General features: G+C 72.2%; 11 protein-coding genes and 1 pseudogene. 3 read left to right on the forward strand and 9 right to left on the reverse strand.

All coding sequences use genetic code 11. From position 1 onward, the window contains the following. Nucleotides 1-889, reverse strand: a pseudogene (locus G6O68_RS09565) (hypothetical protein); the annotation flags it as partial. Nucleotides 890-1,104: 215 nt separating this feature from the next. On the opposite strand from G6O68_RS09565, the gene G6O68_RS09570 reads away from it, so the two are divergent. Further along, entirely contained in the window at nt 1,105-1,428 is a 324-nt protein-coding gene (locus tag G6O68_RS09570; RefSeq protein ID WP_165247035.1) for a phasin family protein, read from the forward strand. A gap of 54 nt (nt 1,429-1,482) precedes the next feature. Here G6O68_RS09570 and G6O68_RS09575 read toward each other — a convergent pair whose 3' ends face one another. The 6 genes from G6O68_RS09575 to argH form a co-directional block, all read right to left on the reverse strand. Further along, nucleotides 1,483-2,466: a DNA-methyltransferase gene (locus G6O68_RS09575; protein WP_165247037.1), complete on the reverse strand. Its 984-nt coding sequence runs from the start codon at nt 2,464-2,466 to the stop codon at nt 1,483-1,485. A 12-nt stretch (nt 2,467-2,478) separates the two neighbouring features. Continuing rightward, a complete protein-coding gene (locus G6O68_RS09580; RefSeq protein WP_165247039.1) occupies nt 2,479-3,681 on the reverse strand; it encodes a sigma-54 interaction domain-containing protein in 1,203 nt (400 codons plus the stop codon). A 65-nt stretch (nt 3,682-3,746) separates the two neighbouring features. Then, complete coding sequence (locus G6O68_RS32355) at nt 3,747-6,158, reverse strand: hypothetical protein (RefSeq protein ID WP_206108062.1); 2,412 nt, start codon at nt 6,156-6,158, stop codon at nt 3,747-3,749. A 186-nt stretch (nt 6,159-6,344) separates the two neighbouring features. Further along, nucleotides 6,345-7,640 (reverse strand): diaminopimelate decarboxylase, encoded by a 1,296-nt coding sequence (gene lysA, locus G6O68_RS09590; protein WP_165247041.1) that lies wholly within the window; start codon nt 7,638-7,640, stop codon nt 6,345-6,347. Nucleotides 7,641-7,722: 82 nt separating this feature from the next. Beyond that, the gene (locus tag G6O68_RS09595; protein WP_165247043.1) at nt 7,723-9,480 is read right to left on the reverse strand and encodes a HEAT repeat domain-containing protein; all 1,758 of its coding nucleotides are present in this window, start codon (nt 9,478-9,480) and stop codon (nt 7,723-7,725) included. Nucleotides 9,481-9,556: 76 nt separating this feature from the next. Then, entirely contained in the window at nt 9,557-10,939 is a 1,383-nt protein-coding gene (gene argH / locus G6O68_RS09600) for an argininosuccinate lyase (RefSeq protein WP_165247045.1), read from the reverse strand. Between the two features lie 410 nt (nt 10,940-11,349). Here argH and G6O68_RS09605 point away from each other — a divergent pair, with 410 nt between their 5' ends. After that, on the forward strand, nt 11,350-11,850 hold the full coding sequence (locus G6O68_RS09605) for a hypothetical protein (protein ID WP_165247047.1): 501 nt from the start codon (nt 11,350-11,352) through the stop codon (nt 11,848-11,850). Then, entirely contained in the window at nt 11,843-12,523 is a 681-nt protein-coding gene (locus tag G6O68_RS09610; RefSeq protein ID WP_165247049.1) for a hypothetical protein, read from the forward strand. The genes G6O68_RS09605 and G6O68_RS09610 overlap by 8 nt, the downstream gene beginning before the upstream one ends. Here G6O68_RS09610 and G6O68_RS09615 read toward each other — a convergent pair. After that, complete coding sequence (locus tag G6O68_RS09615) at nt 12,520-13,782, reverse strand: YcxB family protein (RefSeq protein WP_165247051.1); 1,263 nt, start codon at nt 13,780-13,782, stop codon at nt 12,520-12,522. The genes G6O68_RS09610 and G6O68_RS09615 overlap by 4 nt on opposite strands. Nucleotides 13,783-13,897: 115 nt before the next feature. Then, entirely contained in the window at nt 13,898-14,383 is a 486-nt protein-coding gene (locus G6O68_RS09620) for a VOC family protein (RefSeq protein WP_165247054.1), read from the reverse strand. Nucleotides 14,384-14,430 lie beyond the last annotated feature (47 nt).

The raw sequence follows: 14,430 nt of genomic DNA on the forward strand, positions 1-14,430 counted from the left end.
GGACCCCGCCGCCCCCCCCGCCGCCGTCGTGGGGCGTCCCCCCCATCTGATCGTCGGTGTGGCTCCAGCCGCCCAGGCCGCCGAGGCTCGTCACGCCGCCGCCCGGCCCCCCCTGGTTCGAGGAGGGTGCCCCGCCGGCCGCCGTGAAGCCGCCTCCCCCACCGCCGCCGCCCGCCCCGGACGGCGGCACGAGCCCCCCCGCGCCGCCGTAGCCGCCGCCGAACTGCGGGCCGAAGCCCCCGGCCTGGTACGTCCAGCCGAAGTAGCCCGCCACCCCCTGCTGGACGTACGAGGCGTCCGCGCCGATGCCGCCGCCGCTCAGGGAGTCCACCGTCCCCCCCGAGCCGCCGTGGGCGACGTTCCGGGTCAGCGTCACGCCGTCCAGGACCAGCTCGCCCATGTTGAAGATCGCCCCCCCGGCACCCAACCCGCCGCCCCCCTGGCCGCTGGAGCCCCCCCGCGCCAGGCCCCCCTCCAGCGTCAGGCCGGCCAGCGTCAGCGAACCCGCCGCGAGGCCCCCGTACTGCGGCCCCCCGGAGACGAAGAAGAACCGGCACGCCTCGCCGGGGTCGCGCCCGATGACGGCCCCCGGCCCGCGGATCACGATCCGGCTGGTGATCGCCGGGAAGGCGTTCGGCCCGAACCAGGCGTTGTCCGGCCCCGTCGTCGTGTAGGTCCCGGGGGCCAGGTCGATCAGGCTCGCCGGGTCGTCCGAGGCGTTGGCCGCCTCGATCGCCGTGACCAGGTCGGCCACCTGCCCCGCCGCGACGGAGAAATAGGCCGGCGTCTCGCGACGCTCCAGCGCCTCGGCCGCCGGGAGGAGCCGGCGACCGACGGCGGATCGGCGGCGGGCTCGGTCGAGGATCGACGGGGGGCGGGCTGGCGTCATCTCTGCTCCCGATGAACGGGCCGTGGGGACGGGAGCCCGCTCCGACGCGGGGCCTCCGGAGGAGAACCTAGGACGCGGGCCGACCCGGGGCGACGCAAGGGGACCAATCCAGGCGCGGGGAGGGGACGCCCATGGGGGCGTCGGGGGCCGCCGGCGTATAATGAGGCCGACGGCGGGGGACGATCGGACTTATAGCTAGAGGAGGCGTGACCGCGATGATCGACCTGATCAAGCAGACGTTGCTGACCGGCGTGGGGCTGGCCGTGATGACCAAGGACAAGGTGGAGGAGCTGGGTCGCGGGCTCGTCGACCAGGCCAAGCTCGGCGAGGCCGAGGGCCGGGAGTTCGTCGACAACCTCATGAAGCAGTCGGAGACCGCCCGCAGCGACTTCGAGACCCAGGTCAACGCCCTGGTCAAGAAGGCCGTCGACGGCCTGAACCTCGCCCCCAAGGACGAGCTGGTCAAGCTCCAGGCCCGCATCGCCGAGCTGGAAGCCGAGCTGCAGAAGCACGAAAGCTCGGCCACCCACGACGCCTGAGCGGCGAAGGAAGCCCTTCCCCCCGCAGGGGGGGGAAGGCGAGGCGCCGAGGCGTCAGGCCCCGGCCTTCTTGGGGGCGCGCTTGCGGCGGGCGGGGGGCTGCTCGGGGGTCTTGCGGCCGCCGGCGAGGGGCTCGGGGCCCCCTTCCAGGGGCTGGCCGGGCGAGGCGGCGGCGAGCCGCCGCTCGACGGCCGCGGCGTAGTCCTCGGACAGCTCGAAGCCGACGAACCGGCGGTGCAGCTTCTTGGCCACGGTCAGCGTGGTGCCGCTGCCGGCGAACGGGTCGAGCACCGTCTCGCCGGGGTTGGAGCAGGCCCGGACGATCCGGCCGAGGAGCTGCTCCGGCATCTGGCAGCCGTGCCACCCCGCGCGTTCCTTGAACGTGCCGCAGACGCGGGGGACGTACCAGGTGTCTTCCATCGGGTCGAAGCCCGTGGCCATGTCCTGCGGGCGGAGGATCCAGGTGTCGTCAGGCAGCCGGCCCTTGGGGTTGGCGCGGGCGTCGGCGTAGACGAGCTGGCGGGCCGACGGGACGCGGACGTCCTCGTCGTTGAAGGTGAAACGTTTGGGGTCCTTCAAGAAGTAGAACAAGTGGGCGTGGCTGCGGGCGAACTTGCGTCGGCAGTGGACCCCAAACGTATAGTACCAAACCACCCAGCTCCGCATCGTGAGCCCCAGCTCGCGGTGGAAGATCCACTTCATCTCGGCGGCGTATTCGTCGCCGATCGCGAGCCAGAACGTCCCGTCGGGCTTGAGCGCACGAACGACCTCGCGGCCCCAGCGCCTCGTCCAGTCGAGGTAGGCGTCGGCGTCGCGTTGGTCGTCGTAGACATCGTAATCATAGCCGATGTTGAAGGGGGGGTCGGCGAAAATCAGGTCGACCGACCCGGCGGCGATCCGTGGCAACAGGTCCAGGCAGTCGCCCGGGTACAAACGGTCGCGATCCAGCCCGAGCGGGGCGGATTCGCTGGTGTTCCGCGCGCCGGGGGACGGCGCCCCCCCGTCGGCCCCGGGGTGCGGGATGGCCGGCTTGAGCATGGTCGGTCTCGCTTACTCGTCGTGGGGATGGGAGGCGTCGCCGGGCCGGACGGCGTCCGGGGCGTCCTCGCCGTCGCCGTTGGGCGCGCCGGCGGGGACGTTCTCGTCGATCCGGTATTCCGAGAGCTTCTTGTGGAGCGTGTTGCGGTTGATGCCCAGCCGCGCCGCGGCCTTGATCTGGACCCGGTCGCAGGTCTGCAGGACCTGCTGGATCAGCTCGCGCTCGACCTGGCCGACGACCCGGTCGTGCAGGTCGTTGGCGTTGGGCCCGGCGGTGCGGATCCCCTGGCGGACCAGCTCGGACGTGAGGGCCGCGAGGTCGGCGCCCGAGGCCCCGCCCCGGTGGCGGATCGGCCGGGGGGTGGTCTCGCCCCGGAGCTGGGGCGGCAGGTGGTCGACCAGCAGCTCCGGCCCTTCGCCGAGGATGACCGCCCGCTCGACGTAGTTCTGCAGCTCGCGGACGTTCCCCGGCCAGTCGTGCTCGCGGAGCCGACGCATGGCCTCGGGGTGGACCCTCCGCACGTCGCGGCGGTTCTGCTCGGCGTACCGCTTGAGGAAGAAGACGACCAGCAGCTCCACGTCCTCCCGCCGCTCGCGCAGGGGGGGCAGGTAGATGGGGACGACGTTGAGCCGGTAGTACAGGTCCTCGCGGAACCGGCCCGAGTCGATCTCGTCGAGCAGGTCGCGGTTGGTGGCGGCGACGATCCGGGTGTCGACCTTCTTGGTGTTGTTGTCGCCGACCCGCTCGAACTCCCCCTCCTGCAGCACCCGCAGCAGCTTCACCTGGAGCTTGGGCGAGGTGCTGTTCACCTCGTCGAGGAAGATGCTGCCGGTGTGCGCGGCCTCGAACCGGCCGGTGCGGTTGTCGACCGCGCCGGTGAACGAGCCCTTCACGTGGCCGAACAGCTCGCTCTCCAAAAGGCTCTCGGTCAGGGCCCCGCAGTTGACCCGGATGTAGGGGCCGGTGGACCTGGGGCTGAGGTCGTGGATCGCCCGCGCGACCAGCTCCTTGCCGGTGCCGGTCTCGCCGACGATCAGGACGCAGGCCCGCGAGGGGGCCACCTGGCGGGTGGTGCGGAAGACCTCGCGCATCGCCGGGCCGGCGCCCACGACCCCGGGGAGCGGCGCGTCGGGGCCGGAGCCGGGATCCGACCCCGGCCCGCGCGACGCGGGTTTCAGCGGGTGACCGTAGCTCGGCCGGGTGTCGATGGGCATGGATCGGGCCATTCCTGGTGGTGCGGTGTCCTGGTGCGGCTCGGCTCGGCTCGATTCGATTCGGCTCAGCGCGGGGCGGCCTCCACCGGCGGGGGCGCGGGGATCGTCGACGTCGGCGCGACCGGCGGCGGGGGGGGCGTCGTCGGGGCCGGGGCCGCGGGGGCCGCCGGCGCGACGTTCACGGGCGCGGGGGCCTCCGCCGGCGCGGCGGGGGCCCAGGTGGGCGAGGCGGCCGGGGCGAGCCCCTCGGCCGCCTCGGGGCCGTCGTAGGGGCGCTCGGAGCCGGGCGCGGTGCGGCGGAGGGCCCCCAGGACCATGCCCAGGCCGGTGTGCAGCTCGGCGTCCTGCTCCTGGCGGAAGGCGGCGTCGAGCTTGACCTCCTGGTCGGCGGCGAGCAAGGGGCCGAACCGCTGGATGCTGCGGGCGAGCCGGCGGGCGCCGGCGCGGCGGAAGGCCGGGTCGCGGGAGGCGTCGAGGACCGCGTCGGCCAGCGAGCGCTGGGCCTGGGGCGACGGCACCTCGCCGAGCGTCTCGGCGACGCTCGCCTCCACGTCGTGCAGGCCGATCGCCGACGAGAGGGTCTCGCGGGCCGTGGCCAGGTCGGGGGCGAACAGGCTCCGCGGGCGGGCGGCGATCCGGGCGAGGGTCTCGGCGGCCAGCTTCGCCTGCGACGTCCGCTCCTCGTCGCTCAGCTTCGAGGGCCGGCCGCCGATCTGACGCTCCAGGTCCGCGGGGTCGGCCGTGTAGACGATGAACTTGACGCCCGGGTAGTTCCGCCCCAGGTTCGGCCGGCGGACCGGCAGGTCGGCCGGCCCGTAGACGAACAGCGGCAGGCCCGACGTCCGCGCGTCGCTGCGGAGCATCGACAGCACGTCGAGCAGGTTCCACGAGCCGGAGGTCTGGTCGTGGGCGGTGAGCAGCAGCTCCACGTCGGCCGACTCGGTCGCGGCCTGGAAGCCCCGCTCGCCGTTGGCCTCCACGGCCGCCTCGTAGCCCAGGCCCCGCAGCGCCCCGGCCACCTGCGCCCCCCGCGCCGGGTTGCCGTCGATGACGACGGCCCGGGGGCGGCTCTGGTTCAGCAGGAACCGCGCCAGCGTGGGGACGACGCGACTCGAGCCGGGGAACGGGTTGGCCGGGGCGATGTCGACGATGGCCTTCGCGGCGGCGAGCTGGAGCCGGCGGCCGGGGGCCGAGAGCGCCTCGACCAGTGGGTGCGGCCGGCCGCCGATCGACGGCAGGCTCGGGTCGGCGACCTGCCCCAGCGCCTCGGCCGTGACCGCCGCCAGGTTCGTCCGGTTCGTCGCGATGGCGCCCCGGAGCAGGTCGGCCAGGACCTCGGGACCTGCGGCGAGGGCCTCGGCGTAGGTCTCCTGGTCCTTGGCCGGGAAGTTCGCGAAGCCCACCTTGTCGACGGCCCGCTCCAGCAGGAAGCCCAGCTGCACGACCTTCGCCCGGCGGTTCGCGGGCTCCAGCAGCAGGGCCTGGCCGGCGAGCTTGCCGCCGAAGATCCCCTCCACGTCCACCTGGCGGGCGAGCACCGGCGCGGGGAGGCCCCGGGCCTCGTCCCACTGCCAGAGGAGGACCCGCTCGCTGGGCATCTCGTACTGGTGGCGGGCGAGCGCCTCGGCGGCGTCGTCGAGCGTGTTCACGGGCGACCGGGGCTGGTTCGCGAACGGCCTCCCGGTCAGCTTCTCGATCGCCGCCGCGGCGGCCGTCTTGACCGGGATCGGCGAGTCCGGCGCGGCGGCGGGGAAGGTCAGGAAGGGGACCGCGCGGGGGTCGCCCAGCGCGCCCAGGATCCGCGCGGCGTCGGCCGCCAGCGACGCGTCCGGGCTGTCCAGGACGGCGATCCAGGCCGGGACCGACGCGCCGTCGAGCCGGCCGGCGTTGTAGACGATCCGCTCGCGCTCGGGGGACGCGACGCGGTACTTCTTCAGCTCGGCCACCAGCGCCGGGACGGCGAACGAGCCCGACTCGCGGAGCCGGGCGACGGCGTAGTCCTGCTCCTCCTTGGAGGCCAGCAGCGCGGGGACGTAGCGGCCGATCCGCTCGGGGTCGGCGCTCATGCGGCGGGCGGCGGCGGTCAGCTTGTCGGTCAGGGGCTTCGCGTAGGGCTTGGTGGCCGGGTCGTCGTCGAGCCGCAGGAACGAGCCGGGGCCGTAACGGTCGCGGAGCTTCAGCAGGGTGGCGTCGTCGACCTCGGCCTTGGAGAAGGTCTCCAGGTAGGGGACCGCCTGGCGGCCCTGGCCGGTGCGGGAGAGGTAGTCGATCGCCCCCCACAGCTCCTCGGGCGTCTTCGGCTGCTGGGCGAACAGCTCGGGCCCGGGGGCCTGCGCCAGCGCCGGGCACCAGGCCGGGCCGGCCGCCGACCAGCCGAGCGCGGCGAGCGCCCCGGCCGCCAGCGCCCGAGCGCGGGCCCCCCGCGACGTAGCCCTGGCTCCGGGTCGGCCGATCGAGCGAACGATGTGTTGACGCATGACTGTGGTCCGATGAGTTGATGTCCGGGACGCCCCGCCCCGCCCTGCTCCGGTCCGCCTTCGGCCGTACTCCTCGGCCCCCCGCCCTCCGCCTCCGACTCCGTCCCGTCGCCCTCGCCGCCCGGCCCCCGCGCGGGGCCGCGGCCGCCGAGGGGCCCCCCGGCGGCCGTCCGCTCCGGTCTATCCTCAGCCTTGCAGCTCCGGCTCCAGCTCCTGGGCCACGAGGTCGTCGAGCGTCTCGCGGCGGCGGACCAGCTTGGCCTGGTCGCCGTCGACGAGGACCTCGGCGGCGCGGGGGCGGGTGTTGTAGTTGGAGGCCATGACCATGCCGTAGGCGCCGGCCGAGAACGTCGCCAGGAGGTCGCCCCGGTCGAGGGGGGGCAGCGACCGGTCCTTGGCGAAGAAGTCGCCGCTCTCGCAGATCGGGCCGACGACGTCCCGGGGCTCGGCGCCGGGGATCTCGGCCTCGTAGTCGGCCGGCGGGGCGGGGAACCCTTCGGGCACCACCACGGGCCAGATCCGGTGGAACGACTCATAAAGCGCCGGCCGGATCAGGTCGTTCATGGCGGCGTCCTGGATCAGGAACCGCTTGTCGCCCGACTGCTTGGTATATAACACACGGCTGACCAGCACGCCGGCGTTCCCGGCGATCACCCGCCCCGGCTCGATCGCCAGCCGGCACTTCGACGCCTTGATCCCCGGCAGGATGGCCGCCGCGAACTCGCGGATCGGCTTCGCCTCGGTGCCGCGATAGGCGATCCCGTAGCCCCCGCCCATGTTGTACCAGGCGATCGGGTGGCCCATCGCCCGCAACTGCCCGATCAGGTCCACCCCCTTCTCGACCGCCTTGACGTAAGGGTCGACCGAGGTGATCTGCGAGCCGATGTGCATGTGCATGCCGATCATCGACAGGCTCGGGATATCCTTTACGGTCCCCGCGATCCGCATGGCCCGATCGATGTCCAAACCGAACTTGGATTCCTTCTGTCCCGTCGACGTGTACCGATGCGTCTTCGGGTCCACGTCCGGGTTCACCCGCAGCGCGATCGGCGCGACCCGCCCCATCGAAGCCGCCACCCGGGCGATCGACTCCAACTCGGCCTCGCTCTCGACGTTGAACATCAGCACGCCGGCCTCGATCGCCTGGGCGATCTCCGGGTCGCTCTTGCCCACGCCCGCGAACACGGTCTTGGCCGGGTCGCCCCCCGCCTTCACCACCCGGAACAGCTCGCCGCCGGAGACCACGTCGAACCCGCTGCCGTGCCCGTTCAGGAGCTTCAACACCCCCAGGTTCGAGTTCGCCTTCACCGAGTAGCAGACCAGCGGGTCGACCTCGGCGTAGGCCTCCTGCAGCGTCTTGAGCGCCTCGACGATCGCCCCCGCGCTGTAGACGTAGAGCGGCGTCCCGTACTCCTCCGCCAGCCTGGCGACGGGGACGGCCTCGCAATAGAGCTGATTCTCGCAGTACTGGAAGGGTTCCATGGGGCTTCGGTCTTCGCTTCGAGATGAGGAAAAGTTCCCGCCGGCCGCACTCCGCCCGGCTCGTCATGATTCGTCGTTTCGTTCAGGCCGCCCCGATCCGCGCCAGGGCCTCGGCGGCGCACGACCGGGGGCCCCCGTATCCGTCCGACTCGGCCATCCGGGACAGTTCCGGGATGGCCGCCGCGGCCCCGGGGCCGATCAACCCCAGGACGTCCGCCGCACGCCAGCGGATCTCGGAGGAGCGGTCTCGGAGGAGTCGGATCAGGTCGGGGACGGCCGGGGCGGCCGCCGGGCCGATCTTCCCCAGGGCGTCGACGGCCGTCTCCGCGGCGAACTCGCATTCCCGACGAAGGAACTCGAGCAATTCCGGGACGGCCTCGGCGGCGGCCGGGCCGATCTTGCCGAGCGCCTCGGCGACGTATTCCCGGGTCTCCTCGTCTTCGTGTCGTAGATGAGGGATCAGGTCCGAGACCGCCTCGGCGGCCCCGACGTTGCCCAGCGCGATCGCGATGGAGTAGACCGAGTCTCCCCGTCGCAGGAGCCGGCACATCGCGGGGACGGCCAGGGCGGCCGCCGGCCCCACGCCCCCGAGGACGTACGCAGCCTCGGCGCGAACTCCCGGGTCTTCGTCCCCGAGCACCTCGATCAGGTCCGGGACGACCGGGGCCGCGGCCGCTCCCATGGCGTGCAAAGCTTCGGCGATGTCGCCGCGCGAAAGGCAGTACTCCTCCATCCGGAGCAAGGCCGTCAGCCGCGGGGCGGCCGCGGCGACGCCCGGGACCTGGCGTCCCGCGAGGCTCCCCAGGGCGCAGACGGCGGCATGGCTGTAATCCCCTTCCTCCTCGCCGAGCATCCGGATCAGGTCCGGGACGACCGACGAGCCCGCATCCCGGCTCCACTCCACCGCGATCGCGCCCAACTCCCGAAGCTCGGCGTCCTCGCTCCGGAGCATCGGGACGACGGTCGTCTCGACGACGGAAGGGAGCCGTCCCAGCGCGGCGGCCGAATCGTACTCGTAGCGGACTCGGCCTTCGGCGTCGCGCAGCCGGCCCAGCAGGATCGGTGCGGCCTGCTCGGGGCCCCCCTCGATCGTCCCGAGGATCTCGGCCGCATTCGTGAGGAGGTCTCTCCGGGCCTCCGGATCTTCGAGGACCGCGAGCAGAGCGGGCACGGCCTCCGGCCCCGGCCGGATCGCCAGCAGGGACTCGGCGGCTCGGTCCGCGTCGTGACCGTTCGGATCCCCGAGAGCTTCGATGAGCGGGGCCGCGGCGTCGGCCGAGCCGATTTTGCACAACGCCTCGAGGGCGGCCCCACGCACTCTCGAATCCTGGTCCCGCAGCAACGGGACGAGGTCCGGGGTCGCGGCCGCCGCCATCGGGCCGATCTCGCCCAGGGCGTAGGCGACGGATCGACGGACGAATCCGTCCGCATCGCGTAGGAGCGGGATCAGGCCGCTCGCCTGCGGCGAGCCGAGACGGGCGATCCTCGCGAGCGCGGCGTCGGCGCAGCCTCGGACGCTCGCGTCCGGGTCGTGCAGGAGTGGGATCAGGCCCGTGACGCCCGAGGCCATCCCGAGTCGCCCCAGAGCGCCCGCGAGCAACCCGCGTACGTCTGGATCGGAGTCGCTCGACAGGGGGAACAGCGAGGGGATAGCCGCCTCGACGGCCGGGCCGATCTCCCGCAGGGCGTCGGCCGCCCGCTCGTGGGACTTCGACGCTTCCGGGTCGCAGAGCACGGCCAGGAGGTCGGCGATGGCGTCCGGCCGCGGCGCACCCGAGCCCGGCGCCCGGAGGCGTCGAAGCAGCTCGGCGATGTCCGCACAGGACGCTCTCATCGTCATGGAATCCGACCTTCTTCGGATGAAGCCTCCGAGCGACCGCGACGCGATCGCGAGCCTCGGTCATTCAGCCTGCGGCTCACGCTTCCAGCTTCGTCTTCCACCGTTCGAGCTGCGTCGCCACCTGGCCCGGGGCGGTCGAGCCGTACGACTTGAACGCCCGGATCGCCGCCTCGACGCCCAGCAGGTCCCGGGACTCGGGGCCGAGCTTGGGGGAGGCGTCGGCGAGGTCGGCGTCGGCGAGGTCGGCCAGGCGTTTGAGGCCCTTACGCTCGCAGAGGCCGACGAGCTTTCCAATCACCTCGTGGGCCGTGCGCTGGGGGACGCCCTGGAGGATCAGGTGCTCCATCAGGGTCGTGGCGTCGAGGAAGCCCTCGTCGAGGCGTTCGTTGATTCGTTCGGGGCGGAGGTTGGCGCCGTCGACCACCACGGCGGCCAGCTCGACGCAGGCCTCGACGGTGTCGAAGGCGTCGAACAGCGGGAGCTTGTCTTCCTGGAGGTCGCGGTTGTAGGCGAGCGGCAGGCCCTTGATGAGGACCAGCAGGGTCGTCAGCGAGCCGACCACGCGGGCGGATCGGCCCCGGATCAGCTCCAGGACGTCCGGGTTCTTCTTCTGGGGCATGATGCTGGAGCCGGTGCAGATCGCGTCCGGCAGCGCCAGGAAGCCGAACTCCTGGGTGCTCCAGAGGATCCATTCCTCGGCCCAGCCCGCCAGGTGCTCGGCGATCAGCGTCAGGGCGAAGACGGCCTCGACGGCGAAGTCGCGGTCGCTGGAGACGTCCAGGCTGTTGGCCGCCACGCCGTCGAACCCCAGCGCGCGGGCGGTGAAGTCGCGGTCGATGGGGATGCTCGTGCCGGCCAGCGCCGCCGCGCCCAGGGGGAGCACGTTCAGCCGCTTGCGGCAGTCGGCCAGGCGGCCGCGGTCGCGTTCGAGCTTCTCGACGAAGGCGAGGAAGTAGTGCGGCGCCAGCACCGGCTGGGCGCGCTGCATGTGGGTGTAGCCGGGGAGGATCAGGCCGACGTGGCGGTCGGCCGAGGCGACGAACGCCCGCTGGAGCTGCAAGAGCCCGGCGTCGAGGCGGTCGATCGCGTCGCGGGTCCAGAGCTTGACGTCGGTCGAGACCTGGTCGTTGCGGCTGCGGCCGGTGTGGAGCTTGCGACCCAGGTCGCCCAGCTTCTCGGTGAGGGCGGCCTCGATGTGCATGTGCACGTCTTCCCGCTCCAGGACGAACGGGAAGTCGCCGGCCTCGATCTGGGCCTGGATCTCGTCGAGGCCCTCCACGATGGCCTCGCACTCCTGGCCCGTCAGCAGGCCGACGTGGGCCAGCATCCGGGCGTGCGCCTGGGAGCCCAGGACGTCGTGACGGAACAGCCGACGGTCGAACGAGATCGACTCCGTGAACTGCTCCACCCGCCGGTCCGTCCCGGCGTCGAACCGCCCGCCCCAGGGCTTGCTCGCCACGTTCCCGCCCCTTTCGCCTCGCCTCGATGGTGCGCGTCCGACGCCTGCGCGCCGATTCAGCAGTCAAAGCCCAAGTATAGGCAGCCCGCCCGAGGGATTCAATCGCTCACACGTCCAGACGCGGCCTGGACGCGAGGGGTTCGTTCCGTCGTCGGATTTGCGCGAGAAGATCGGCCTGGCGAGACGACATCGTGCGCGCATTGCAGACAGACCTCGCAGGGCGTCTGTCGGGGCTGCCTAACCGCTTCTCTTTGCGCCGCCGCCGGGCTCGGAACCCGCTGATCTCGTAAAATCGTCTCCAAGTCGAAGCTGCTCGGCGGCGGGATCGTGTCAGACATCTGGAGAATAGGGGGCGTCACGATCCATCGGGGAGTGGGATGTCCAGGACGCCGGCCGCGAAGGGAGGCCGTATGAGGAAGACACGCGGCGATCGCGGATCGCGATGGTCGGTGACCGACGCGATGGCGGCCGTCGCCGCCACGGCCCTGCTCTGCGCGGCGTTCGTCCACGACGCTCGCAACGCCCCGAGCTTCACCGCAGTCCCCGCCTGCATGTTCCTGGTCGCCTGCCTCTACTATCGCGACGCGCTTCGGCTCCAGCGGGCGCGGGGCGTGACGCCGACGACCGCGCTGAAGCTCGCCGTGGGGTTGAGGGCCGTCGGGGCCGGCCTGGTCCTGATCTTCGGGGCGCTGGTTGCGTTCTTCTTCGGGTTTTCCGCGTTTGCCTGGGAAAGAACCCTCGAATACACCCCTCTGGGGATTGTCATCGTATCGACCGTGGCGACGCTCCTGGCCGCGCTGCCGGCGACCGTCTTCCTCCGTCGCCGGCTCTGGCCTGCAGCCTTGCCGGAGGAGTCGAGCCGCCCCGACGATCCGGAACCCGGCGAGGAAGACGGAGGGGATCGTGAATGACGCCGTGCCTGGGGGCCGCAAGCCGACGTCGGTCGGCGGGATGCTGCTGATCCTGGCGGCCGCCGCCCTGCTCTTCGCCGCGCTGCGGAGCGGGGACGACGTCACGACGGTCTGGGCGGTGATCGGCGGCTGCACGGGACTGGTCGCCCTGCTGAGGTATCGCGACGTCCTGGCCTGGCGCGCCTCGCGCGGGCTGGAGACTGGCCGAGGCCGGAAGTTCCGGGAGGCCCTGGCCGCTGTCGGCGTCGCGAGCCTGGTGGTGGGGTTGTCGGACCTCGCCTTCCTGGTGGGCTTCTTCGGGACCGTCTCGCCCTTCGGAATCTCCTGGCGCGCGTTCGTGGGGCCGAGCGGCGGACGATGTTACGTCGGAGAGCCGGCCGACGTCGGATGGCAAGCGACCAAGGGCCTGATCCTCGCAACCCTGGTCGCGGGCTCGTTGAGGCGGGCGACCTGGCTCCCGGGTGCCACCGACTGGCGACGCCGCGGTTCCTACCTCAAGCTCTGGCCGGTCGTCGTCGCGTCGGCGATCGGGCTGATCCGGCTCGTCACCCAGGTCCTGGTCATCACGGCCATTAGACCTGGAGTGAGGACCGATTCGACCGCCTTTGGGCCTGGCAAGAGAAAAGGGCCGACTTCTCCCCCCAGCCCCTCGCACCCTGAGCCTCGTCCCTAAACGGGACCGGCGATCTTCCTCGCCGCGCGGTCGACGACGCGGTACTTGCCGACCTTCGACCCGAGGAACGCGGCGGCGGCCTGGTGGTCGAAGGGCGGGTGGATCGCGTGGTCCGGGACCCAGATCCCGCCGGGGCTCAGCTTCGGGCGGAGCACGAAGCCGTCGCGAAGCTCGACGACCCCGCGGAGGAAGTCCCACGTCTCGCTCGCCTCGCCGAGTCGCGTATGGATGAGATACCGTTCCGGAGTGAACGTCACGGCGTACTCGTCGCCTGCGAGGGGGGACGTGCGGTAAGACCCCCGGATGCGCCGGTCGATCGCGTAAAGCCCCGCCCAGAGAATCAAGGCGGAGAGGTAGATCGCCATGACGGCGAAAAAGGCGGTCGACCCCGAGACGCGCTCGCCCTGGCCTCTCAGGTCCGCCCAGGCGACGACGATCCCCAGGCCGGCGATCAGCACCGCGTGCCAGAAGCCGAAGTACAGCAGCCCCCAGAGCCGGGAGCGGTACCAGGGGACCGTCACGATCGCGGTCGCCCAGGTGGCGGCGGCGAACTCGTCGGCCGTGAATCGGTAGGAGGCCGACCCGACCACTCGCGCCGGATCGGCCGCGATCGGCGGGTCGTGGCGGCTCGTCGCCGGATCGGGCTCGGCGTCCGTCGGGGCGAGGGTCGCCCGGCCTTTCCCGACCTTCGACTTCAGGAACGCGGCGACGGCCGGCGCGTCGAAGGGAGGCTGGAGCCCCCGCTTCGGGATCCAGGTCCCCTGCCCCGGCGGATAGGTCAGGACGAGGCCGTCGCGCGACTCGAAGACCCCGGTGAACAACTCCCAGAGCGTCCGCCCCTCCGACTTCGCGGAGCGGGTCAGCAGGCGATCCGGGGTGAACGCCAGCTCGACCTTGCAGCCGGCCAGCGGGAAGTCGCGGAACCGCTTCCGCAGCCGACGGCCGCGGCCGTAGAGCCAGCGGTCGACGATCCAGCCCCCCGCGACCAGGAACCCGAGGGCGACGACCATCGACCCCGTCGATTTCTCCCGGTTCCGGAAGTCGGCCGAGCCCAGCCAGACCCCGACGACCGCCAGGCCGAAGAGGAGCAAGAAGTGCCCGAGCACCAGGAGCGGCAGCCGGACGACCCAGCCGTCGAACGACCGCCCGTTCGCAATCTGCACCCGCCGTTCGGCGCGGGCGAACTCGTCCTCGGTGTACCAGAAATCGGCCCGCCCGACGATCGCGCCCGGGGGCTCGGCGGTCGGATTTTCGCTCATCGATCCGATCCGCCCCAGGAGTGCCGGAACCCGCTCTGGATGTCACGCTGTGACGATTGTAAAACGCCGGGAGGGCCGCCGCAAGCGGGCCCTCCGGCGATCGAGGCCCGCCTGTTCAGTTGCAGCCGTCGGGCGAGGCGGCGAACATGGCGGCCATGCGTTCCTTGATCTGCTCCGGGGTCAAATCTTCCAGATGGGTGGCGACCGACCAGTGGTGGCCGAAGGGGTCGATGAGCTTGCCGTAGCGGTCCCCCCAGAACACGTTCTCCGGGGGCATGACCGCCGTCGCCCCCGCCGCGACGGCCTGGGCGTAGGTGGCGTCCACGTCCGGGACCATCAGGTGGATCGTCACGCTCGCCCCCGGGCCCGTCGGCGCGACTGAGCCGTGCTCCGGGAACTCGTCGGCCAGCATCACCACCGAGTCGCCGAAGGTCAGTTCGGCGTGCCCGACCTTGTCCACCCCGTCCGGGCCCGGCCACATCAGCCGGAAACGCTCCACCGCCCCGAACGCCTCCTTGTAGAACTCCATCGCCGCCTCGCACCCCTTCACCACAAGGTGCGGCGTGACCATCGGGAACCCGTTCGCCATCGCATCGGCCATGAGTCGACCCCTCTACTCGGACCCTGACGTTGCTACTGTTCGCACGA

This window comes from Paludisphaera soli, assembly GCF_011064595.1.
GTDB lineage: Bacteria > Planctomycetota > Planctomycetia > Isosphaerales > Isosphaeraceae > Paludisphaera > Paludisphaera soli.